Source organism: Thioalkalivibrio sp. ALE19 (genome assembly GCF_000428605.1).
Lineage (GTDB): Bacteria > Pseudomonadota > Gammaproteobacteria > Ectothiorhodospirales > Ectothiorhodospiraceae > Thioalkalivibrio.
The window spans coordinates 73,991-97,380 of sequence record NZ_AUAG01000008.1 but is presented as its reverse complement, the minus strand read 5'-3'; the positions used below and the strand labels follow the sequence as shown (position 1 = coordinate 97,380).

The following is a 23,390-nucleotide window of genomic DNA, read 5'->3' as shown; positions in this document are numbered from 1 at the left end:
GAGAACCGCCATGCCTGCTTCCACTCTGAACCGTCGCAACTTCCTGCGTCTGGGCGGGGCCGGCGCCGCCGGCCTGGCCCTGGGCGCCGCCTTTCCCGGTCTCGCCCTGCAGGGCCTGGCCGGCACCGCACGCGCCGCAACCACATCCAGCCGGGCCATCGTCGGGGACGTGATCGACTACAGCATTCGCCCGGGCGACTGGCCCGGCGCCTTCGGCCACGTGACCATGCGTCTGCACCAGGCCGTGCACGCCTCCGGCCACGCCTGGTTCATCCGCACCGACGCCTCCGATCCCGAGTTTGCCGAGCGCGAGGGGCTGGTCCACGTGCCACTGCTGAACACCGCCCAGGGGCGCGGCAGGGCCAACGAGCTGTTCCTGCGCGGGGACGGCGTGCCACCGGTGATCCGCTCCGTGCCGCCGGCCGACGACTATTCGCCGCTGATGGAGATCAAGCGGGTACGGGCGGCCGGTCGCGAAGGCGAATCCGACCCGGCGAGTCTGGACAGCGCCGAAGCCATCCGCTCGGCGGAGGAGGCCGGCGCCGTGACGGTGGAGTCCACCGGGGTGTTCGTGAACTATCCGCTGATGGCCTGGCCGGAAGGCAGTCTGACGGTGGACGACGACAAGCAGGAATATCTCGGCGGCGGCCAGTTGCTGGAGCCGCTGGATACCGGCTCCGGCCGCGTCACCCTGAAGCTCCACGAGGCCTTCCCCGGCAGCTACTACCTGGTCACCGACGCGTCCCTCGGAGGGCCGGCCGAGATGATGAGCGTTCCGGTCTCGGCACCGCTGGACGATCTGGTCGACGTGGGCGGCACCGACAAGGTGTGGGTCTTCACCAACGGCATCGAGGGCTCCGGCGTGATGGGCCACCAGCCCGCGGTGTTCGGCAACCCGGCGGGACACCCGGCATGGAGCCCGTTCTGGGACCACTTCGCCCTGACCTGGGAGGATCCCTCGCAGGCGCACCTGCTGACCTCCGCGGCCGACATCCGCGCCGCGCTGGAGGCGGACGAGCTGGTGTCCCACGACGGGACGCCGAACAGCCCGCGCGGCTTCGTGGTCAACTGCCCGGTCCCGGTAACCGGCGACAATCAGACCGGCTGACCGCCACGCGCCGTCCCCCGGCCCTCGGCGCCCCTGGCGCCGGGGGCCTTCCCCTGCTGTCCATCGACAAGGAGCCATCATGAAACGCAACCTTCCGGCCACGACCCTGCTGTCCGTCCTGCTGGCCCTGGCGGCCACGCCCGCAGCGGCCGGCGATGTACCCGGCCTGATCATCAAGACCAGCCCGCACTCGCCGGCAGAGACCCTGGACCGTCTGGAACACGCGCTGGAGGCCAACGACATCGGCATCGCCCTGCGCTGGGACCACGCGGCGAAGGCCGAGGGCGTGGACATCCCGCTGCGGGACACGGAACTGCTGCTGTTCGGCAACCCGGCGGCGGGCTCGCATTTCTTTACCAGTGCACAGAGCGCCGGCATCGACCTGCCCATGAAGGCCCTGGCGTGGGAGGACGCCGACGGCCGGGTGCGACTGGGCTACAACGACCCCGGCCACATCGCCGAGCGCCACGGCATCGACGACCGCGACAAGGTCATCGGCAACATGCGGCGGGCACTGGACAACCTCACCGACGCCGCCATCGCCCCCGACTGATCCCCGGCGCCGGACGCCGCCGTCACCCGGCCCGCCAGCGGGCCTCCAGCTCGCCGGCGGGAACCGGGTGGCCGTAATGAAAGCCCTGGATGCTGCGGCAGCCCAGCTCCCCCAGCGCCGCCACCTGCCCGGCTTCTTCGGCCCCCTCGGCCAGCACCCGCAGGCCGAGGCCGGCGCCCAGGGCGACCACCGCACTGCAAACGGCCCGGTCATGCGGGTCGTCCGGCAGGTCGCGGACGAAGGCGCGGTCGATCTTGATCTTGTCCACCGGCAGGGTCTTCAGGTAGGCCAGCGAAGAATACCCGGTGCCGAAGTCGTCCACCGCGATCCCCACGCCCAGCTCGCGCAGGCGGCCGAGGATCGTCCCCATGCGCTCCACGTCCGCCATCATCGCGCTCTCGGTCACTTCGAACTCCAGGGCACCGCCCGACACGCCGTGGGTCTCCAGCAGCCCCGCCACCCGTTCCACCAGGCCGTCGTCGGCCAGCTGCAGCGGCGATACATTCACCGCCACCGTGACCGCCTCCCAGCCCGCCGCGCGCCAGCGTGCCACCTGGCCCACCGCCTGCTCCAGCACGCGATCGCCCAGCGCGCCGATCAGTCCGCCGGCCTCGGCCACCGGTATGAAATCCCCCGGCGACACCCGCCCCTCCCGTGGATGGTGCCAGCGCACCAGCGCCTCGGCCCCGGTCGCGCGTCCGGTCACGCTGTCCACCTGCACCTGATAGAAGGCCTCGAACTGATCCTCCGCCAGCGCGGTGCGCAGTTCGCGCAGGCGCCGGTTGTGGTGCTCCACTGCCGCGTTCATTTCCGCCGAAAAGAAGCGCACCCGGGCGCCGCCTTCCCGCTTGGCCCCGGCCATGGCGAGATCCGCGTTGCGGATCAGCGTGGCCGCCTCCTCGCCCGCCGCCGGATAGCTGGCAATACCGGCGTGCGCGCCGCTCTCCAGCGGTCGCCCGTTCACCTCGTAGGGCTGCGCCAGCGCCCCCGCCAGCCGCTCGGCCAGACACGAAAGCTCGCCCGGGTCGTCGAATGCGGGCACGACCACCCCGAACACGTCGCCGCCCACCCGCGCCACGGTATGGTCGGCCGGGACCTCGGCCTGCAGCCGCTGCGCGGCCACCGCCAGCACGGCGTCCCCGGCGCGGCGGCCGGCCATGCCATTGATGTGCTGGAACCCGCTCATCCCGAGAAATACCACGGCGGCCCGATGAGCGTGCAGCCGCGCCTGCTGCAGGACCTGCTGCAGACGGTCCTGGAACACCGGCAGGTTGGCCAGACCGGTGGTCTCGTCCTGCGTCTGGCGCTGCAGCAGCGCATCCTCGTAGGTCTTGCGCTCGGTGATGTCTGTGCCGTAGAGGTTCACGTAGCCGGCATCGGTAACCGGCACCACATGGATCTGGAACCAGCGCTCGCCCAGCCGCACCTCCAGGGTGCGATATTCGCCGTCGTCCAGTGCCGCCGCCGCGGTATCACGCCAGTGTTCCGGGAGACCGTCCCCCTGCTGGATGCCCCATTCGGCCAGCAGCTCGGCGCTGGCCGGATTGGCGTACTGCAGGACCCCGGCCCGATCCGCGCGCAGCACCGGAAACACGTTTTCGTCCGGGAACCGGGCCATGCTGCGGATTTCCTCTTCCGCCCAGCGTCCCAGCGCAGCCTCGCGCTCGGCCAGCCGCTCCAGGGTTTCGGCGGAACGCTGCTGCAATACGTCGAACGCCGTGCCCAGCCGGGCCAGCTCATCCCCGCCCTGCATCCCGGAGCGATAGCGCAGGGGATGCTCGGGATCTCCCGCCGCACCCTGCATGGCCCGGCGCAGCCGCTGGATCGGGAGCAGAACCAGGCGATCCATCAGCATCAGCATCGCGGCCGCCGCCATCAGGGCCAGCAGCACCGCACCCGCGATGACCGGCAGACCGGCCGCCCCGTCGCCCGGCATCGTCGGGATACCGGGCTCCACCCGGTACAGCAACCCCAGCAACAGGGCCTGGAGCAGCAGAACCCCCAGCAGCACCACGGCACTGACCCGACGCCCCAGACGCCCCCCGAAACAACGTTGCAGACTACCCATGGTCTTTCCCTCCGTCGGCGGGCCCGAGCAAACGCACCAGTTCTTCGCCGGCGCTGCTGTTGGACGCCGATCCCTCGATGGCACGCCGGGTATCCGCCTGTACCTGTTCCAGCCGGGATACCAGCTCGTCCAGTTCCTCCGCCTGCTGCGATGCCCGGGCCGCGGCATCGTCCGAGGTGGCCGCGGCCCGCCCGATGGTATCGGCAATCGATTCCACCTCCCCGGCCGCCTCCTCGCTGCGCGAGCGAAGGTCGTCCATGCCGTTCGCCAGTGTCTCGATCCGGCCGGTGATCCGCTCTACCGCCCCGGACAGCTCGTCCACCAGCGAGGCCACCTCGTCCGCGGAGCGCCCCGCACTGTCCGCCAGACCATTGACCTCCTCGGCGACGACCGCAAACCCCCGCCCCTGTTCGCCGGCGCGCGAGGCCTCGATGCGGGCATTCAGGGCCAGCAGATTGGTCTGGCCGGCGATGTCGCGGATATCGCCCGCCATGCGGTGGATCTCGGAAAAACGCTGCTTGAAGGTGCGAACCTCCCCGGCCAGGGAGCGACCTTCGTCGGCCCCCTCGTTCATGCCCTCGCGCGTCGCACCGATTTCCCCGCGCACCTCCCCGGCCTGGCGGTCGGCCTCCTTGAGTTCGAGACAGCTCTGCTGCGCCGCCGACTCGGTCTGCCGCGCCTCGTCCACGGCCTGGCGAGTGCGTTCCAGCACCCGGTCGACATCCGCCAGACGCTGCTCGGAGGCCTGATTGACCTGACCGGCATTGTCACGCACACGCGCCGCGAGCGCGGCCAGACGCTGCGGGTCGCACGACGCACCGCCGTCTGCAGGGGACTCGGGCACCGGCTCGGCCGATGCCGGTTCGGCATACCGGGCGTGGCATCGGAACTGGGCCGCCGTCGCACTGACCGTGGCCACCACGAACGGCACGACCAGGGTGAGCGCGGCCTTCAGCCAGGCGACCGGCGCGGCCCCCACCAGCGCCTCCCACTGATTCACGACGATGAGCACCGGGCCCACCACCATCGCCACCTTGAACGCCCGCAGCGGGATGCCGTGGCTGCCGGCCGTTTGCAGAAATCCCTGCGCCGTCATCGTTGTTCCCCCTCCCAACACTCGTTTCCTCCGAAACTAGACCGCAGGAGAAACCCTGACATCGGGGTAATCCCCTATCCCTCGCGGCCCCGGACCGGCACGCAGGCCGCCCGGAAGGGCTTGATCGGCCCGTCGCTGTGTGGACACTTCGCCCGCATGAGCGAGGAGATGCCCATCGACGCCCTGCACGGGGACTTTGCCGCGGCGCTGGCCGACGGCCCGGTGGTGGTGTCGGCGGCGACCGGTTCGGGCAAGTCGACGCGCCTGCCGGTGTGGGCGCGGGAACAGGGGCGCGTGCTGGTGGTGGAACCGCGCCGGGTGGCAGCCACCAGCCTGGCGCACTGGGTGGCCGGCCTGCTCGGCGGCAAACCCGGGCGCGAGGCGGGCTTCGCCGTGCGCGGCGAGGTGCGCTGCGATCGCGACACGCAGATCGTATTCGCCACCCCCGGGATGGCCCTGCAATGGCTGGCGCACCACGGCCTCGCGGATTTCGCGGTGGTGGTCCTCGACGAGTTCCACGAACGCCGCTGGGACACCGACCTGCTCTACGCCCTGCTGACCGAGACCGGACGCCACCGCCTGGTGATCACCTCGGCCACCATCGACGGCGCGCGCCTCGCCCGCGATCTCGGCGGCACCTGTCTCGAGAGCCCCGGCCGGTCCTGGCCGGTCGCGCTGGAACACCTCGCCGCGGACCCGCAGGCGATGCCCCATGCGAAAGACCTGGCCACGCGCGTGGCCGAAGGCATACGCACCGCACTGGCGCGTACCGACGGCGATGTCCTCGCCTTTCTGCCCGGGCGCGGCGAGATCGCCGCGGCGGCGCGGGCCCTGAAGGACGAGCCCGTGGCCTGCATCGAGCTGCACGCCGGCGCCAGCGCCGAGGCGCAGCGCCATGCCCTGCAGCCGGGGCAGGAACGCCGGGTGATCCTCGCCACCAACGTCGCCGAGAGCTCGGTGACCGTGCCCGGGGTCACCGCCGTGGTCGACAGCGGCCTGGAGCGCCGCACGGGTCGGCGCAACGGCCGCACCGTGCTCGCGCTGCAGGCGATCGCCGCCGACAGCGCGGAGCAGCGCCGCGGGCGCGCGGGCCGCACCGCGCCGGGGCTGTGCCTGCGGCTGTGGGGGCGCAATGCCCCGCTGGCTGCGAACACCCCGCCGGAGCTGCAGCGCGAGGACCTCACCGAACCGGTACTGGCGGCCGCCTGCTGCGACCGCCCGGCGCGCGAACTCGCATTCCCCGATCCCCCGCGCGAGGAGGCCCTGGAACGCGCCGAAGACCGGCTGCGGGCGATGCACGCGATCGACGCGGATGGCCGCGCGACCGAGCACGGGCAGCGCCTGTTCGCCCTGCCGGTGGACACCGCGCTGGCCCATCTGGTGCTGGCCATGCCGGATGCGGCCACGGCCGCGTTCATGGCCGATCTCGCCGGCGCCCTCGGCCGCCGCCGGGCGGTCGCGGTGCCGCCCAACGACGAACGCGAGCGGCAGGAGGCGGTCGCCGCCCTCGGGCGGGCCTGTGATGCGACGCTGCGGGTCGCCGCGGTGCGCGGCCACGCCCCCGAGGGGGTCCATATACGCCGGGAGGAACGCCGCGAGGCGCTCCATCTGGCCCGTCAGGTGCGCGAGCTGGCCGGCCTGCCCGCCCGGGAATCACAGCAGGAACCGCAGCAGGAGCCGGAGTCCGAATCTCTCGCGGCCACCGCGCCGCGGGCGCTGACCGCCGCGGTCGCCGCCGCTCCCGAGCTGGCCTTCGTCCGCCGCGAGCGCCGCCGCTTCGCGCTGGGCAACGGCGGCGAGGAGGCGGAGATCGGTCGCGATTCGCTGCTGGCCGAGGATGCCGAGGCGGCCGTGGTGTTCGACAGCCACAGCCTGCCCGGCAAGGGCACCCGCGACACCCGCACCATCGCCACGGTGCTCGCGCCGCTGGAGCCCGATGCCCTGATCGACGCGGGGGTGGCCACGCCGGCCATCGCCGATCCCGAATGGTCCGCGGAGGGACTCGTGGTCCGCCGCGACTGGTGGCATGCCGGGCGCGTACTGCGCAGCGACCGCACCCGCCCCGCAGGCGCCGCGGCGCGCGAGGCACTGGCCGCGCTGATCCTGGAGGACCAACTGCTCGCCCCCGCCGGCTCGCGCCTGCGCGACGACCTCGACGCCTGGGCGCTGTATCTCGCGCTGGGCTTCGAGCAGGGCGAGGTCCCGGACGCCCGCGACTGGCTGGCCCGCCGCCTGCAGACCCTGGGCGTGGAGTCGGACGAGGACGTGGTCCTGCTGGAACCGGAGGACCTGGCGTTCGAGGGCGTACCCGAGTGGAAACGCGAACGGTTCGATCGCCGCTATCCGCGCGAGGTGCGGCTCTCGGGCCTGCACATGCGCATCCATTACAACGTCGCCCGCCGTACCGTCACCGCAGAGAAAATCGACGGCAACCGGCGCGACGACCCGAAGCGCTGGGAACTGCCCGCCTGGCAGGGCTGGCACGTTCGCTTCCAGCGCGCCAGCCGCGTGGTCGACGTGCGCTAGGAAAGCACCAGCAGGGGATGGGTCGCGAACAGGCGCTCCAGGCGCTGTTCCAGTTCGGCGCGCACCGGGCCGCTGCGGTCCGCGTCGAGGCGGGATACGAACAGGTTGTCGTACCACTCTTCTTCTTCGTCCATGTCCCAGTCGACCTCGCGCAGCAGGGCCTGGCCCGCCTCGGGCAGCCGGGCGGGCAGCTCGCGACCGCTGAGCTGCGCCCACACGCCGGTCCAGCAGCGGGCCAGGGCCAGCGGGTGGTAACCACCGCCCCCGAGCACCAGCAGCTTCGGCGTGCCGTCGGCGTGGCGGGGGCTGGTCTCGATCACGTCGTCGATGCACTGGAGGAAGCACTGGGTGGAAATGCCGAACTTGCCCAGCGGGTCCGGCAGCAGCGCATCGGTGCCGGCCTGCACGACCACGTAATCCGGCTGCCAGCGGGTACGCGCCGCCTCCCAGATGCGGCTGAAGGCGCTGCGGAATTCCGTGTCGTTGGTCTCTTTCGGCAGCGGCAGGTTGACCGCGTTCCCCAGCCGGCCGGTGTCCTCGATGCGCCCGCCCTGGAACGGATAGCCGTATTCGGTATCCATGTGCAGGGACACGGTAAGCACGTCCGGGTCGTCGGCGAATGCCGCTTCCACGCCGTCGCCGTGATGGGCGTCGATATCCAGGTACAGCACCCGTGCCCCGCTCTGGCGCAGGCGCATGATGCCCAGGGCGCAGTCGTTGAAGTAGCAGAAGCCGCGCGCCTGGTCGGGGGCGGCGTGATGCATGCCCCCGGCCGGATTGAAGGCCATGCCACCCTCCAGCACGACCTCGGCGCCCTGGATGGAACCGTAGGTGGCGGTGGCCGGGGTGGAGAAGAAGCCGGCGAAGAACGGGTTCTCGAAGTTGCCGATGTTGTGGCGGTCGCGGTAGCGCTGGAACACCTTGCCCAGCGCCTCGGCGCGCTGCATCGCGGTCACGTAGTCGCGAGTATGCAGCCACTCGAGCTCGGCGGGCATGGCCTTGCGCGTCACCGCCATCTCGCCGGGGGTGACGGCGTCGTAGGCCTCGATCAGGTCGATGGTCAGCGACACCCGCGGGATCCCCAGCGGATGGTTGTCGCCGTAGCTGTGCCCGCGATAGCGCGGGGCGTGCAGCAGCGTCGCGTGGCGGCGCGCCGGACCGGAGGCGGCGTCCGGGGCAGCGACGGGGGCGGCTTCGGGGGTGGCATTCACTGGTGGCGCAGCCTCAGGTAGATCTCGGGCAGACGGCGCGGCAGCTCGTCCACGTGGTCGATGATGGTGTAGTGGCCGGGGCCGAAGATCGCCGGCAGGTATTCCGAGCCGGATGGGTCCAGGGTGACGCAGAACGGGTGCACGCCGGCGTCCACCGCCTCTTTCATGGCCATGCGCGTGTCCTCGTGCAGGTAGCGCTGATCGCCGCCGTCGTCGTAGTCGGCCGGGCGGCCGTCGGACAGGATCAGCAGCAGGCGGCGCTGGGCCGAACTGCGCCGGAAGGCCTCCAGCGAGTGGCGAATGCCCGCGCCCATGCGCGAGGCCAGGCGCCCGGAGACCCCGGCGATGCGGTTGCGCACGGTGGCGCTCAGGTCTTCGTTGAAGTCCTTCAGCCAGTAATAGTTGACCTGATCGCGCTGTTTGGAGGCGAACCCGGCGAGCGCACAGGGATCGCCAACCCGGTCGATGGCCTCGGCGAACAGCATCATGCCCTCGCGCACACGGTCGACGATCTTGCCCTGCCCGCCCGGATGCCGCGCCATGATGGAGGTCGACATGTCCGCCAGCATCAGCACCGAGGTGTCGCGGTGCTGCACCGCGCGACGGCGGTAGATGAAGGCCTTGGGCGACAGACCCGCCTTCTTGTCGGCGACATAATCGATCACCGCCTCGGTATCCAGCTCGTCGCCGTCCATCTGTTTGCGCAGCGGCGCCGGACGCATCGGGCGCTGCATCTCCAGGCCCCGGGTCAGGCGCTTCAGGGTGTCGGCGTGGCGGGTGAGGATCTCCGCCGCGCGGTCGGGCTCTTCGTCGTCCAGGACGCGCTCGTAGAGGTTCACCCAGTCGGAGATGTAGCGCTGCTCGCGGTAGTCCCACTCGGGGTACAGGATGCCGTCCTTCTTCGGCGTGTACGGCGCCGCGCGCTTGGCTACCTGGGCCGGCTGCGGAATCCCGGTGCCGATCCGCCCGCCGGTGCCGGAGGTCTCCTGCTGCGGGGTCTGGATGTCCGCGTCCGGGTCCTTCTGTGCGTCCTCCGGGGCCTGCTGCGGCTGCTCTTCCTGCTTCTCGTGCTCGAACTTGTGCTCGTCGTGCGCCTCGTGGTCGCGGAAGTCCGCCAGCTCGCCGTTGCGCTCGCGCTGAGGATAGACCGGCAGCGCCGCGTTCAGCGACAGCCCGGGCAGGTAGGCCTCGGCGCGTTCTTCGATGGTGATCTCGGGGAAGGCCCCGTCGGCGAACAGCTCCTCGGCCACCTCCCAGGCGGTCACCACGTCGGCATCGGGCTCCAGCATGCGCGCGAGCCGAGGATCCTCCGGCTCGCGCCCCTCCAGCAGCGCCCGGTGCGCCCGCAGGGCGAAATCGAAATACGTGCCGGCCGGTTCGGCCGGGCGCTCGTACGCCTCGGCCAGCCGCACCAGGCGTTCGAGAAAGCGCGGGATGCGCGGGGCGACCCGGGCGTTCACCCGCAGGTCTTCGGCCAGGTCGAACAGGACCTGAAAGCGGAACATGCGCTCGCCGAAGGCGGCGAACAGCGGCCGCCAGGTGATGCGCGAGCGGTCGTCCAGCGGCGGGTGCTCGCTGCCCGCGCGCTCGAACAGGCGCTCCACGCGGGGCAGGGCATAGGTGTCGTACGCCAGGTGGGCCGCCGCATGCTGCGTGGCCACCAGGGCCTCCTCGCGCGAGTCCATGACCGCCGGCATGAACAGTCGGCGGCCGTCGGTCTCCAGCATCGGCCGGCCCTCGCCGGGCTTCCAGCTGGAATCCGCCAGCGGGATGTCGGCGTCCAGCCAGGCCAGCATCACCAGCCGCAGGAAGCGCCCGTGCATGCGCGGACGGAACCCCGGCAGGGCGTCCAGCAGCAGCTTCAGACTCTCGTCGCTCTCCAGGCGGAAATACGCCTCGCCGCGCGAGCGCCCGGCCTTCAGCAGGTCGGCCCCGCGCCTCGCCCAGGAAAGCAGACCGCCGTCGCCGACCAGGTTGCGCGCGATCGGCGCCCCTTCGAGGTAGCAGTCCAGGGTCAGGCCGCGCTCGTCGAACAGCGTCTCGGCCGGGTCGATCAGGGCCCGCAGCCCCTCGATGCCGCGCCCGTCCGCGAGCTTGTCGAAATCGGTCTCGAAATAGGCCCGGGCGTCCGGCAGGCTGCGCTCGCACCAGCGCAGACCGGTCGCGTACCACTCGCGCTCGCCGTCCTCGCCCCAGGCGGCGAACACCCGGTCGGCCTGGCTCATGAACCCCTCGAGCGCATCCGCGGAATTCACCCAGCGGGCGAACTCGGCGGCCTGCGCGCGCCAGGGCTCCACGCCGCCGATGTGTTCGGCCATCCGCGCGGAATGCCGCATGAAGCTCTTGCCGGCCTCGCGGTCATGGAAGAACAGGTCGCGCGCGGTCTCGATCCACCGCCGGGCGGGACCGGCACCGAACTCGCGGATCGCCGGCAGGGCCTCCTTCGCGTCGCGGTGGGCGACGAAGCTCATGTCCTCGAGGTGCTGCAGGATCTCCTCGATCTCGACGAGATCCTCGGCCTCGGTATCCGCGCCCCCGTCGTTGCGGGCCTGCTCGCTCACGCGGCTTCCGACTCGGGGAAGTGGGCGTCGAAGATCTCCTCCAGCGCCTGGATCAGCTCGGGGTCATCGGTGATCGGCGCGATCATCGCCGCGCGGCAGGCCACGCGCGGGCTCAGGCCCGCCTGCATCAGCTCCCCGGCATAGGCCAGCGCGCGGGTGGAGGTCGCCTCCTCCAGGCCGTGGTCCTTCAGCGCCCGCGCCTTGCGCCCGGCGGCGACCAGCTTCTCCACCCGATCGGCGTCCAGACCGCCGGACTCCTTGGCGACGATCTCGCGCTCGACCTCTTCCGAGGGGTAATCGAAATGGATGCCGACGAAGCGCTGCTTGGTGGACGGCTTCAGGTCCTTCAGCACGGTCTGGTAACCGGGGTTGTAGGAGATCACCAGCATGAAGTCCTCGTGCGCATCGATGATCTGCGACTTCTTGTCCAGCGGCAGCTGGCGGCGGTGGTCGGTCAGCGGGTGGATAACCACGGTGGTGTCGGTACGCGCCTCGACGATCTCGTCTAGGTAACAGATCGCCCCCTCCTTGACCGAGCGGGTCAGCGGCCCGTCCTGCCACACGGTCTCCTCGCCCTCCAGCAGGAAGCGGCCCACCAGGTCGGAGCTGGTGAGGTCCTCGTGGCAGGACACCGTGACCAGCGGCTGGCCGATGGTATGCGCGACATGCTCCAGAAACCGGGTCTTGCCGCAGCCGGTCGGCCCCTTGAGCATCACCGGAAGGCGCTTGGCATAGGCCGCCCGGAAGATCTCGACCTCGTCGGCCTGGGGCTTGTAGAAGGGCGCGCCGCCCTGGCTGCCATCCTGGCCGGGCTTGTCGATGACGTCGCGTTCCACTCCGCGCATGCGGTTGATCAGGTTCTTCATGCTGGCTCCTGTAGGCCGCCTGGTATGTCGCGTCGCATGACGATTCCGGGCACATCCCCGGGGGGGCGCACCCCCGGAATCGTCATCGCGCGGGGATTGTTGTATGATTTCGGGTTTGATTATACCCAACCAGTTCACTCGGATTCAGCGCGTAAATAGAGGACCCGCAATGAAACTTGTCAAACTCGTCAAGCTGAACAACCTGCAGTACAACCCGAACCGCGACCCGGAAGTGTACCGTCGCCCGGTGAACGAGGAATTCCGCCTGCAGGCCATGCTGAACGGCTCGGGCACCGCGCAGTGCCGCTTCACCGTGGAGGGCGAGACCCTCTGCGAAAGCAGCGTGTCCCTGCCCGGCAGCTTCGACTGCAAGTTCAGCTACGACACCGCGGGGACCCGCATGGGTGACCTGGAGATCGAGGGCAACGGCGAGACCTACCACCAGAAGATCCGGATCGACGTCCTCGAGCACGCCTGGATCGGCTGAAGGCCGCGCCATTCGTCGCTCCGCGGCACACGCGGAGCGACGAAGCGAAAAGGCCCCGTGGCTTGAGCCCGGGGCCTTTTCTGTTGGGGCCTTTCTTTCTGACGGGACACTCAGCCCCAGTCGTACATGCGGATGAACTCGGGGAGCTTTTCGACCATCTCGTCCCGGTCGAAGAAGCGATCCGCCCGCGCCAGACGCATCTCGTCACGAATGTCCGCATCCCCGCCGAAACAGAATACCGGAAGATTGATCTGGTATTCCATGCGCAGGGTGCGGATCACGTCCAGCGGATCGAACACCTCGATCTCGTCCAGATCCAGCAGCAGGAAGCGATACAGCAGGACCTCGTTCCAGTCTCCCAGACCCTCCAGATCGGTGGTCGCTTCCATGTGCCAGTCGTCGGGCAATGGCGCCCGCAGGCGCTCGGTCATCTCGCCGTCCCGGCTCATCAGGATCATGCGCTTTTCCAGACGGCGCTGGATCGTCGGTTCGGCCATCTCGGTGTCTCCTTGGAAATTCAGGCAATGCCGCGGTACAGCGCATCGATGCGGGCGCTGACCGCATCGGCCACCGCAGGGTCGAGGCAGCCGGCCAGGCGCGAGCGCAGATGCAGACGTTCCGGCAGCTCGCCCGCCACGCGCTCGCCGAGGACGCGGTCCACTGCGGGGTCCTCGCACCAGACGCGGGCGATGTGCTGTCCTTCGACGTGCAGGCGCAGGCGCCCGCAGGCCACCCGTGTCTCGAACACGTGATTGTCACGATTGACCCGGATCCCCTCCGGCACGGACGGACGCGCATCCCCGTCCGCGAGATCGTCCAGTTCCTCGTAACCGGCCGCCAGCCAGGCCTCCAGGGTCGGCGCGTCCGGCGTCACCTCCACCGGCGGCGCCTCGAAGCGGCGTTCCGTGACCCGGCGCAGCGAGTCGCGCAGGGCCGCGGAATCCGGCGCCCGCCCCAGCTCCCCGGCGCAGTCGGTCATGCCGGCCTCCAGTACCGGGCGCAGCCATTCGCGATACCCCTCGCTGGGGGCCCGCACACAGGCGAGGAAATCCTCCACCGGGAAACGACCGAGAAAGCTCGCGCCGAATACCGAGCCCTCGTTCAGGGTGGCCGCACCGGTACCCATGATCTTGCGGCCCTGCACCCAGACATCCTGTCCGCGGGGTTCCACCCCCTGCAGGCCCAGCTCGCGCAAGACGTCCACGGCCATGGCCAGGCCCTGCGCGAACAGATGCCGGGGGCCGCGCTTGAGGACACGGCTCGGCCGGATCACGAAGAAGCAGTCCTGGTCGGCATCCACCCATACCGAACCACCGCCCAGGGGGCGCCGCACCACCGGGATGCCACGCGCGGCACAGTGGTCCAGATCGAGGTCGGCTTCGGGGTCCTGACTGCCGCCCACCGAGACATGCGCCTCGCGCGAGCGCGCCCACAGTACCCGGGGCGGAGCGTCCGGCGGAGTGGACGCCGCCAGCCCGGTATACAGGGCATGCAGCTCCGTCGCCGACCGCTCCCCGGCATCGATCCATTCCGGAGCGGCCGGGGTCGTCATCGCGCCTTATTCCTCCGACGGCTGACCGGCGGCCGCGTCGCCCTGCTGCTCCTGATCCTTGTCATCGTTCCCCGGCTTGTAGAAATAACGGAAATAGAAGTCGGAGCGCGACAGATCCTCGTACAGCTTGGCCCGTTCCTCGACCCCGGTGCGCATGATATCCACCAGCGCCTCGGCCTGCTGGCCGTCGATGATGTGCATGCCGCCCAGCAGCTCCTGGTCGGTGTCGAGGAAATGCTGCGCCAGCTCCTCGGGCTCCTGCACGAACACCAGGAACGCCTTGCATTCGGGATCTTCGAGGTCCAGCGGCTGCATCACCAGTTTGCCGAGCCACGCCTGACGCGCGACCTGGTTGAACTGATGGATGTCCAGCTTGCGACCCTTCTTGTACTTGTTGAGTTCGTTGCGGATCTCGCCCATGTTGGCGATTTTCATTGATTTCATGGCCTGCTTCCTGCCGCGAGTGAACGGGGAGGATAAACAACCCCGGCCCCCCTACGTAAGAAACCCCGGCGGACCGGGGTTCTTGAGTGCAACCAGGGGTTTTTCCCGGACCGGGATTCAGTCATCCCACTGGAAGCCGGAGGACGCGAATCCGGTGGCCTCCTGCAGCGCCTCTTCCACCGCTCCCGGGGCATTGCGCAGCTGGATAAAGCTGTTCGACCCCAGCATGCTCAGGTCGGGGAAATGCAGCGCCATGCGAAAGCGCATGTGCAGCGCCTCCACGTCGCCGTTATTGACCAGGACCTCGTAGGGCACGTAGGCGGTGTGGCGACGTGCGTTGACGTCCACGGTCTCCAGGGCGTTGCGATCGGACGCATCCTCCTCGGCCCCGTCCGCGACGCGGATCGCCACGCCGACCAGGGTTGCGTCGCGCCCCGGGATATCCACGCGATAGACCTCGCTGACACCCCCGGCCCGCTCCTCCAGACCTGCACTCAGCGCCTCGAGCGCTTCCGCACGCGAGCCCCGGCTGCCCAGCTCGTAGGGCGCGTCGAAACGTTCCATGCCGAAGGCATAGCGATACCGGTTGAGGTCGCGCTGGCTCTTGCCGTCCTCGTGGCCGAAGGTCTCCTCGGCCCCGAGGGCCTCTTCCAGCGACGCCGCGACACCGTCCAGCGGCTGCTCGACACGGTAGGCGTGCTGGAAATAAACCGGATGCGTGTAGCTGACCTGCACTTCGCCGTCGACCTCGGTGATGCCGACGCGCATCGGTGCGATATAAGCGGCACGGTCATGCGAGGCGGCCGCCTCCAGCAGGTCGTCGCTGGTTGCCACCAGCACGCGGGCCGAATCGGTGACGTCGTACTCACCGAGGATCTCGAAATCCGCGCCTTCCAGACGCTCGCGCGCCTCGTCGGCCACGTCGGAGACGCCGGCCCCGCCGTCGGTCCAGGCCAGCACAAACGGGCGATACTCGTCCGCGGTGGCGGACGCAGCCGCGGCCATCAGGGTCACGGCCGCCAGCCCGGCCGTCAGAGACCGGACGATCCCGGTCGAGCCGCCGGCTTGCAGCGGCTTGCGATGAAACAATGACATGGATACTGCTCCTTCGATCAATGGGAAGCGGGACATCGCCGTCGACCCCGGCCGGGGCCGCAACCCCGGGGCCGGTGGATCGACGGGCCGACCTCAGAAGCGGTAGCTGTAGCCCAGCTCCAGCTCGTACTGCTTCATCTCGATCTCGATGTCCTGGTCCTCATCAAACGCGTTCGATCCGGAGACCGAATTGCTGGGCGCGTACATGGCCGCGAAGCTCAGCTCGTGCTGGTCGCCGAAGGACTTGGTGAAGCCCGCGGTGTAGTGATGCTTCATCACCCCCGGGGCGAGGATGTTCATGGTCACCTCGTCCGAATCGATCGGGTTGTCGCCGCGGTTGTAGCCCACGCGCACCTGCCAGTCGTTCGGCAGCTCGAACTGGGCACCGATCTTGTAGACATTGATGTCGTCCCAGCCGAAGCCCCGACCGTCGGAGGTACCGAAGAACGGAGCCGACCCTCCCTGCATCTGCGCACCCATGGCGGCCTGCAGGTCCTGTGCATCGGGGCCCGAGTTGGAGATCGCGTCCACGTCGGAGTAGTTGATGCGCTGGTAGTCGGCCACCAGAGTCACGGTGGGCGTCACCTCCCAGGCCACCCCCATGCCCCAGGTCGACGGGATGTCGAATGACCCGCTCTCGGCGAACAGCCCGGCATAGTCGTCGAAGTCGGAGTTGCGGATCTTGGAGCGGTAGTTGGCACCCAGCCGCACCCCTTCGGCCACCTGGGCCTGGATGCCGATCTGCGCGCCGTAGCCCCAGGAATCGTCCGTGCCGTTGCCGCTGAAATTCTCCGAATCGTCGGACGCCCCGAAATCGGCAAAGGTCTGGATCCCTTTCGCCTCGAACCGCTGATAGGAGATGATCGGGCTGAAGCCCACGCTCACCCGGCCGTCGGCGAACTTTTGCGCGTAGGTCGGGATGATCGCCAGCTGTTCGAGGTCGACGCCGGCTGATCCATCGCAGAACACGCCGGTCTGGCTACCGATGGGCAGCATGTTACCGGTGGGCTGCCCGGTGTTCGGATTCATCTCGGGCATCTGACAGAACTGGCTGTTCTCGAACCCCGGGTAATTGGTGTTCATGCCACCGTTACCGAGAAAGGCGATACCCCAGGAGCGGTCTTCATCGATCTGCTGGACGAAACCCAGCGACGGGATGAAGAAGTTCTTGCTGTCACTCTCGACCTCGCCCGGGGCCAGAGGGAAGGTCCCCGCTTGCCCGGGCTGGCCCGCCTCATACGAACGTTCGGGCCGAAAGTAAGTCAGGGCCCCGTCGAAGCGGGTTTCCATGCCGGCGATGCCGGCCGGGTTGATGCCCGGGGCGTAGGCGTCCTGCGAGATGGCCATGCCGACGCCGCCCATGCCTTTGGCCTTGATGCCGTAGCCATGGGCGAAGTAGCCGTTGGTGGCCTGTGCGGTACCGGCGGCCCCCAGGGCCAGGCCGACCGCCATCGTCATCGCGCTGCGGCGAATGAAGCGTGCTTCCATTGTTGTCTCCTTTGGTGGTCTTCTTGTTGTAGCCGGGGGCGGATTGGCTCCCCCATCGGCTCGGGATACCCGCACCGCTGACCATACGGACGGGCATCTTTTTCGGCGGCCCCCTGCCGCTCGAAATTTCGGCGGCCCCCCTGCCGTTCGAAACCTGAATATTCAAAACCGCTTATCGGCGCCCTGACGTGCGAAAGCCCCGCAGGGCGGGGCTTTCGTCGGGGACTTGATTGTTATGCTTACCGGGCCGATGTTTCGTCCTCGGCCTCATCGTCGGCGTCGAAATCGAAGGTGCCGACGTCTTCGCCATCCATCTGCCGCTTCACGAATCCGACGTCACTGCTGTTCAGCGCGAACGGGAACGACAGGATGTCCGTCGGGCTGGAATCGCCATAGGGGCGATTGCAGGCCGAGACCTCCTCGTCCGACTTGCCGGGGCAGCCGGAGGTCTGGAACGGCTTGCCGGAGGCGATCAGTTCCTCGACCTCGGACTGCGGCAGACCGAAGTCCACCACCTGGCCGTCGTCGTTGAATTTCATGTCGTCGATGCGGCCACCGGCGTAATCGATGATGAAGCGGCCCAGCTGCACGCGGCGCCACTGATCGCGCGGAACCGGCTTCCAGTCTTCCATCAGCGAGCCTTCCTCGGGGAAGAAGGCGAACATGTGGTTGTGGCCACCCAGGTCACGGATGCGCTGGCAGACCTGCAGGATCTCTTCCTCGGTCTCGCCCATGCCGCAGATCAGATGCGCGCCGAACTTCTCCGGGCCGAAGATCTCGGCGGCCCACTCGATGGACTGCCAGTACTTGTCCCAGGTATGCGGGCTCTCGACCGACTTGCCGCGGGTGCGCTCGAAGATCTCCGGGGTCACCGCGTCCAGCGCGACGGTGAAGATGTCCGCGCCCTTGTCCCGCAGGAGCTGGAGGTCTTCATAGCTCATGGTGGTCGGGTTGGACAGGATCGACACCGGGATGTGATTGACCTCGGCGACCCACTTCTCCAGCAGCTCGACGGTGTCGGCATCGGAGTTGGGATGGGTGATCATGGAGATGCACATGCGCTCGAACTGGCCGGCGTCGGCGTTGTTCTTCACGCGCTCGATCACCTCGTCGTATTTGGCGGTGGGCCAGTCGACGCGGATGAAGTTGCGGTCGGCGTAGTCACGCGATTCCTCGCGGTGGCGCGCCAGCCCGCAGTAGGAGCAGTTGGCGCGGCAGCCTTCCGGATAGGTAACCAGCAGGTTCAGGCAGTGGGTGCAGGACGTGCGATGCATGGTCCCCGGCACCAGGCCCAGCGTGATCGCGGCCGCCGTGGACATCTGCACGTACTCCGGCGAACGCATGTCCGGGGTCTTGATGTGATAGTCCGGCCGATAGAAGTTTACCGGCGCGACCATCTCCTCTGCACTTGCACTCATTGTTTTCCTCCAGCGTTGTCTCGGGGATGCAGGGCATCCATCGACCGGGCCCGATTACGCGGCCCGATCACCATCGTCGAAATACTCGGAAAATGCAATCCATCCACGGCGCTGCGTTGCGTCGTCGTTCGCGCGCGGCGTGCGCCAGTGCTGATTGAGAAACGCACGCCGGCGGCAGGCGCGCTCCAGCGCCGGGCCGTACTGGCTGCGCATCTCGTCGTCGTAGTCCTCCAGCGCCTCGTCATCGCCGCCCAGATCATCCACGACCGCCTGCGCGGCGGCCTCGCCGGAGACCACCGCCGCGGCGATCCCGGCCCCGGTGATCGGGTGGGTCAGCCCGGCGGCATCGCCCACGAACAGCACCGGCCCGTGGACCAGCTGCTCGCGCAGACCGCCCACCGGGATGGCACCGCCGGTGCGATGCACGATCTCGGTGCCCAGCAGCCCCTGCTCCACCAGCTGCGCATGCAGCGTCTCCAGCGGGGTCTTCATGTCACGCTCCAGACGCTTGTCGGCGCCCAGGCCCAGGTTCGCCCATTCGCCCTTGGGGAACAGCCAGGCGTACCCGCCGGGGAAATCATCCGACAGCCAGACGTCGGTCGCGGTGTACGGCCGCAGCAGCGGCACGGTGTACTGACGGGTCTGCACCACCGGCAGCGGATCCAGGCCCAGGGCCGCGGCCACGGGGGAATGCGGGCCGTCGCCGGCCACCAGGAAGCGAAAGCCGACCTCGACCGCCTCACCCGCGTGTTTCACCCGCGCCACACGTCGGTCCGCATCCACGTCGGTCAGCGGAGAGGACATCGTCACCTGCGCCCCGGCGGCCTCCGCCGCGCGGATGATCGCACGGTCGAACTCGCCGCGATCGACCATCAGGCCGGGGAAGTCGGACTGCTCTACCGCGCCGGAGGGCAGGAAGCTCTGCATGGAATCGATGCGCTGATGCAGCACGCCGTCCGGCTTCGCATAGGCGCCCATGGGGTTGGGGATGAACTCGGCGCATTGCACCGGCTCGCCGCGTGCACGATTGCGTTCCACCGCCAGCACCGACAGCCCCGCCTCGGCCGCCACGCGCGCCGCGGAGGCCCCGCCGGGCCCCAGCCCGACCACCAGTACGTCGACCGAAGCGGGCAGCATCAGGCGCACCCCGCCGGGTTGGGGACACCGTTCATTATTCGGCGGCCTCGTCGGTTTCGGCCTGCGCCAGGGCCTCGCGCAGGGCGGCGATGAAGTCTTCCGGCGTCAACTGCAGCATCTCCACCTCGCGTTCGGCGAAGAAGGCGCGCACGCGGTCCTCCATCTCGGTGACGGGAGTATCCTTCAGGCTGGCCTCCAGATCCGCGATGGTGCGGGTCGGCTTGACGAAGACATCGCCGGTGATCCAGACCTGCTTGAGATGACTGCGCTCGGGGTCCACCGCCGCGCCCACGCGCATCAGGCCCCCGTCGCAGCGATACACCGACTCGTGCAGCGGGGCATCGGTCGCGGGACGGTTGCGCTGGTAGACCCATTCGTCATTGTCGATTTCGGCCAGCGCCTCGCGGAACGCGGCGTCTTCTTCCGCCAGCAGGTCGGCCGGTGCCGCCTCCACCGCAAACTCGCGCGCGATCGCCTCGGCGATGGTGCGTTTCACGTGGTCCAGATCCGGGGTCTCGCCCAGCAGGGTCGCCATATTGGCCACGCGATCACGCGCCGACTCGATCGCCTTGTCGGAGAGCTTCTCCGCCGGGATGCGCAGGATGCGCAGCATGTCCTCGACGTCGAACTCGATCAGCAGCGTGCCCTGATAGAGGATGGACTCGCCGTCGAAGGCGCCGCCGGTACCGGAGATCTTGCGCCCGTCCACCTCGATGTCGTTGCGCGGGCGGAAGCGGGCATCCACGCCCAGCTTCTGCATGCCCTCGGCCGCTGCAGTGCAGATCCGTTCGGCGATCCGGCCCATGTCGGCGGTGCCGAGGAACTGCTTGTCGAGGTAAAGCTCCCAGCCCAGCTGGGTGCTGTCGAAGTAGATCGCGCCACCACCGGTGATCCGGCGCTGGATCGCGATGCCATTCTCCCGGCAGTAATCGGCGTGGATCTCCTGATCCACGTTCTGGTGGAAGCCCACCAGCGCGCAGGGCTCGAACTGGAGGAAACGCAGGGTATGCGGCGAATGGCCCTCCTGGTGGCACTCCAGCAGGGCGCGGTTGAACGCCATGTTCTCCGCGGCCGGGCGCAGGCCGGTATCCAGGATGCGCAGCGTCTTCTGATCACGTTCAGGCATGACAGCCACCCCCCGAGGCCACGGCCCCGCCTTCGGTCACGATGCGAATGCCACCCAGGCCCTCGCGCGCCTTGCGCTCCTGTTCGCGCCGGCGGGCCTCTTCGGCAACGATGGTGTCCAGATCCAGTTCAACCCCGCTGGCGTTGTCCGCGGCCTCGGCCATCACCTCGTCGCCCACCGCGATGGAACAGCAGGCGGGCGTGACGCGTACGTTCTTGCCCAGCCGCGCAGCCAGCTCGACCACGCCCTCGGCCGGATGCGCGATCCCCGACAGCCCGGCCATCACGGCATAGCTGTCGATCTGGCTCTTGGCCTCGCCCGGCGGCCGGGCGCACCCGAGCAGCAGCGGGGTGTCGCCCAGGCGTTCGCGGGCGTCATGGAAGAAACGGCCCACCGCGTGCACGTCCGGGGTTTCGAACGGCCGACTGGCCGGGGCATAGAACGGCATGACCACCACCAGGACCACCGCATCGGGCAGATGCCGGGCCAGCATCTCGAGCGCGTTCCACTCGCCGAGCAGCTTGCCGTAGTGGAGCCCGACCACGATGTGGGGCACAACCTTCATGTTGGTCTTGACCAGGCTCTCCAGGGTCCGCTCGAAGTCGTCGACGCTGCGGCGCAGGTGATAGACCTGCGTGATGGTGTCCTGCGCACCGATCACGTCCATCATCGCCGCGTCGATCCCGGCCTGCTCCATGGACAGCGCGATGTCGTCGTCCACCAGGGCGGTGTGCATCGCGATACGGAAATCCGGGAACTCGTCCTTGATCCGGCGGATGGTCGAGTAATAGGGCCCGTACTCCACCTCGTTGCGGTGGTTCGAGCCGCCAGTCAGCAACATCCCCTGGGCGCCGGATTCGATCACCTGATTGACCTCCCGCCACAGGTCTTCGGGGCTGCGCACCGGAATCATCGGTTCCAGGATCTTGGCCTTGCAGTGGTCGCAGGCCAGCTTGCAGTCCCCGCCGGTGATCGACATCGCGGGCCAGGCGCTTTTCCCGCAGTCGGCCAGTTCACTGGTCTGGTACGACTTGAAGGTCGGGGTGTAAAAATGGACCGAGTCACTGCCCGCAATCGCGCCGCCTCCCCGGGCCTGAAGATCCTCCACCAGCAACGGATCCACGGGGACGTCTTCCAGGGGTTCAACCCGCCGGATCACATCGTTCCAGCTCGTCATCGGCTCTCTCCGGGTGCGCGCAATTTGTTGAACGTTTTACTGCGGTATTAGTGACAAAAAAGAGGCCGCCGATCCCTCGGGAACGACGGCCCCTTCGCGAATGACCTTCAGCAGCCGCCGAAGCCGTCCGCTTCCATCTTGGCTTCGAACGCCGCCAGGGCATCGGAGCCGGTCTTCAGCTCGGCGCTTTCGCCGTCCCAGTCTTCCGGCTTCAGCTTGATCAGCCAGCCTTCGCCGTAGGGATCTTCGTTGATCAGGCCCGGGTTCGCGGCGACCTTGTCGTTGGTCTCGGTGACTTCGCCGGTGACCGGGGTCTTGGCCGGGCCAACCCACTTGCCGGATTCAACCGTGGTGCAGGACTTGTCCTTCTTGACCGACTTTCCCACTTTCTTGGGGGTGTACGACACGATCGTGCCGGCCAGCGAGCAGGCATAGGAGGTCAGGCCGACGGTGGCGGTACCATCGCTCTCCTTGCGCACCCAGACGTTGTTTTCAACGTTGTACATCAGATCTTCCGGAATATCACAACCCCGAACAGCGCCCATAATTACCTCCTGGATGAGTAAAGCGGGAAAGACTAGAAAGTTATCGTTTTGTCACTACGCAGGATCAGGTCAGCGAGCTCGCTGGCCCGATTGACTTCATCGACCTCGTCCACGAGATCGGAAGACGCGTCGATTCTATACCCCGGCAAAGCGGGCTGGCAAACGTGCAAACGAACCCCGGCACGCTTTGCGTCCCGGATGAACTCGCTGATCGGCTTGCCCCCTTCCATGGCCCTCAGATTCTCCGCCACGCCCTGCTCCATCAGCTTCACCCCTTCCATGGTGAAAAAGATGTACACGTCCACGTCCATCGACGCCATCACCGCGCCCAGATAGAACGGCGTGGCGCAGCGCGCGGGCGTCGACGGGCCCGAAGTCATCACGAACACGACGGTCTGTTCGTCGTTGTCGAGATAGTAGTCGTCGTCGAGATCGGCCATGGTCACCCCTCAGCGCAGCTTGCGCTGGCACTCGATATCGTCTTCACGGGCCCGCCGGCAATAGCCTTCGTGCGCCTTGTCCCCCGTGACGAACTCCGCCAGCGCCGCATCCGCCCCGTTGGTCGCCTCGACCCGCGCAATCCACGCATTGTAGGGATCCGAATTCAGCAGGACCGGGTTCTCCAGCACCTCCTCGTTCCCCTCGACGATCTTGCAGTCGATGAAATTCGGGATCGGGCCGGCCCACTTGCCGCTCTCGATCGTCGCCACCGGCTTGCCCGGCGGCCGCCGGGTCCCCGGCCGCCGCACGCGCACGTGGATGATCTTGCCCGCAATGGTCTGGGACAGATCGGTCATGCCGACGGTCAGCGTGTCGTCGTCCTCCCGCCGCAGCCAGATCTGGTATTCGTCGTCGTAGAACAGTTCAGGATGGAACTCGCAGCCGTTGCAATCCATGATTCGCCTCGTTCCCGGACGCACGCGCGCCCGTGC

General features: G+C 68.5%; 21 protein-coding genes. 4 read left to right on the top strand and 17 right to left on the bottom strand.

Annotation, left to right across the window (positions count from 1 at the left end; translation table 11 throughout):
- Positions 1-10: 10 nt before the first annotated feature.
- Both F787_RS0104460 and F787_RS0104455 read left to right on the top strand, forming a co-directional pair.
- Positions 11-1,108, top strand: a complete 1,098-nt coding sequence (locus F787_RS0104460; protein WP_019569649.1) for a hypothetical protein — start codon at positions 11-13, stop codon at positions 1,106-1,108.
- A gap of 79 nt (positions 1,109-1,187) precedes the next feature.
- Positions 1,188-1,661 carry a DUF302 domain-containing protein gene (locus F787_RS0104455; protein WP_028491422.1) on the top strand — a complete coding sequence of 158 codons (474 nt, stop codon included), beginning with the start codon at positions 1,188-1,190 and terminating at the stop codon, positions 1,659-1,661.
- A gap of 22 nt (positions 1,662-1,683) precedes the next feature.
- Here the strand turns inward: F787_RS0104455 and F787_RS15435 are convergent, their stop codons facing one another.
- Both F787_RS15435 and nrtS read right to left on the bottom strand, forming a co-directional pair.
- Positions 1,684-3,729, bottom strand: a complete 2,046-nt coding sequence (locus F787_RS15435; protein ID WP_051246009.1) for a bifunctional diguanylate cyclase/phosphodiesterase — start codon at positions 3,727-3,729, stop codon at positions 1,684-1,686.
- On the bottom strand, positions 3,722-4,825 hold the full coding sequence (nrtS, locus tag F787_RS0104445) for a nitrate/nitrite transporter NrtS (RefSeq protein ID WP_028491421.1): 1,104 nt from the start codon (positions 4,823-4,825) through the stop codon (positions 3,722-3,724). The genes F787_RS15435 and nrtS overlap by 8 nt, the downstream gene beginning before the upstream one ends.
- Before the next feature lie 168 nt (positions 4,826-4,993).
- On the opposite strand from nrtS, the gene F787_RS0104440 reads away from it, so the two are divergent.
- Positions 4,994-7,351, top strand: coding sequence for a helicase-related protein (locus tag F787_RS0104440; protein ID WP_028491420.1), 2,358 nt, complete (start codon positions 4,994-4,996; stop codon positions 7,349-7,351).
- Here the strand turns inward: F787_RS0104440 and F787_RS0104435 are convergent.
- Genes F787_RS0104435 through F787_RS0104425 form a run of 3 tightly spaced genes read right to left on the bottom strand, consistent with a single transcriptional unit; the run spans position 7,348 to position 11,989 of the window.
- On the bottom strand, positions 7,348-8,562 hold the full coding sequence (locus tag F787_RS0104435) for an acetoin utilization protein AcuC (RefSeq protein ID WP_028491419.1): 1,215 nt from the start codon (positions 8,560-8,562) through the stop codon (positions 7,348-7,350). The genes F787_RS0104440 and F787_RS0104435 overlap by 4 nt on opposite strands.
- On the bottom strand, positions 8,559-11,123 hold the full coding sequence (locus F787_RS0104430; RefSeq protein ID WP_028491418.1) for a VWA domain-containing protein: 2,565 nt from the start codon (positions 11,121-11,123) through the stop codon (positions 8,559-8,561). The genes F787_RS0104435 and F787_RS0104430 overlap by 4 nt, the downstream gene beginning before the upstream one ends.
- A complete protein-coding gene (locus F787_RS0104425; RefSeq protein ID WP_018870305.1) occupies positions 11,120-11,989 on the bottom strand; it encodes a CbbQ/NirQ/NorQ/GpvN family protein in 870 nt (289 codons plus the stop codon). The genes F787_RS0104430 and F787_RS0104425 overlap by 4 nt, the downstream gene beginning before the upstream one ends.
- A 169-nt stretch (positions 11,990-12,158) precedes the next feature.
- Between F787_RS0104425 and F787_RS0104420 the strand changes: the two genes are divergently transcribed.
- Entirely contained in the window at positions 12,159-12,476 is a 318-nt protein-coding gene (locus F787_RS0104420) for a hypothetical protein (RefSeq protein ID WP_018870306.1), read from the top strand.
- A gap of 110 nt (positions 12,477-12,586) precedes the next feature.
- Here the strand turns inward: F787_RS0104420 and F787_RS0104415 are convergent, their stop codons facing one another.
- The 12 genes from F787_RS0104415 to F787_RS0104360 all read right to left on the bottom strand — a co-directional run bounded on the left by F787_RS0104415 (position 12,587) and on the right by F787_RS0104360 (position 23,354).
- Positions 12,587-12,973: a hypothetical protein gene (locus F787_RS0104415; protein ID WP_019569641.1), complete on the bottom strand. Its 387-nt coding sequence runs from the start codon at positions 12,971-12,973 to the stop codon at positions 12,587-12,589.
- A gap of 20 nt (positions 12,974-12,993) precedes the next feature.
- Complete coding sequence (locus tag F787_RS0104410; RefSeq protein WP_019589749.1) at positions 12,994-14,028, bottom strand: lipoate--protein ligase family protein; 1,035 nt, start codon at positions 14,026-14,028, stop codon at positions 12,994-12,996.
- 6 nt (positions 14,029-14,034) lie between these two features.
- Positions 14,035-14,472: a hypothetical protein gene (locus tag F787_RS0104405; protein ID WP_026279531.1), complete on the bottom strand. Its 438-nt coding sequence runs from the start codon at positions 14,470-14,472 to the stop codon at positions 14,035-14,037.
- A 117-nt stretch (positions 14,473-14,589) separates the two neighbouring features.
- Positions 14,590-15,567, bottom strand: a complete 978-nt coding sequence (locus F787_RS0104400) for a hypothetical protein (RefSeq protein WP_051246006.1) — start codon at positions 15,565-15,567, stop codon at positions 14,590-14,592.
- A gap of 93 nt (positions 15,568-15,660) precedes the next feature.
- Positions 15,661-17,055, bottom strand: coding sequence for an OmpP1/FadL family transporter (locus tag F787_RS0104395; RefSeq protein ID WP_028491416.1), 1,395 nt, complete (start codon positions 17,053-17,055; stop codon positions 15,661-15,663).
- A 239-nt stretch (positions 17,056-17,294) separates the two neighbouring features.
- Positions 17,295-18,473 carry a radical SAM protein gene (locus F787_RS0104390; protein ID WP_026300820.1) on the bottom strand — a complete coding sequence of 393 codons (1,179 nt, stop codon included), beginning with the start codon at positions 18,471-18,473 and terminating at the stop codon, positions 17,295-17,297.
- 54 nt (positions 18,474-18,527) lie between these two features.
- A complete protein-coding gene (locus F787_RS0104385; RefSeq protein ID WP_028491415.1) occupies positions 18,528-19,610 on the bottom strand; it encodes an NAD(P)/FAD-dependent oxidoreductase in 1,083 nt (360 codons plus the stop codon).
- Between the two features lie 34 nt (positions 19,611-19,644).
- Positions 19,645-20,736 (bottom strand): biotin/lipoate A/B protein ligase family protein, encoded by a 1,092-nt coding sequence (locus F787_RS0104380; RefSeq protein WP_028491414.1) that lies wholly within the window; start codon positions 20,734-20,736, stop codon positions 19,645-19,647.
- Positions 20,729-21,913: a radical SAM protein gene (locus F787_RS0104375; RefSeq protein ID WP_018870315.1), complete on the bottom strand. Its 1,185-nt coding sequence runs from the start codon at positions 21,911-21,913 to the stop codon at positions 20,729-20,731. Before F787_RS0104375 ends, F787_RS0104380 begins: the two co-directional genes overlap by 8 nt.
- A gap of 107 nt (positions 21,914-22,020) precedes the next feature.
- On the bottom strand, positions 22,021-22,458 hold the full coding sequence (locus F787_RS0104370; protein WP_077244523.1) for a glycine cleavage system protein H: 438 nt from the start codon (positions 22,456-22,458) through the stop codon (positions 22,021-22,023).
- 32 nt (positions 22,459-22,490) lie between these two features.
- Entirely contained in the window at positions 22,491-22,898 is a 408-nt protein-coding gene (locus F787_RS0104365; protein WP_018870317.1) for a DsrE family protein, read from the bottom strand.
- A 9-nt stretch (positions 22,899-22,907) separates the two neighbouring features.
- Positions 22,908-23,354 (bottom strand): glycine cleavage system protein H, encoded by a 447-nt coding sequence (locus F787_RS0104360; RefSeq protein ID WP_018935767.1) that lies wholly within the window; start codon positions 23,352-23,354, stop codon positions 22,908-22,910.
- Between the last annotated feature and the right edge of the window lie 36 nt (positions 23,355-23,390).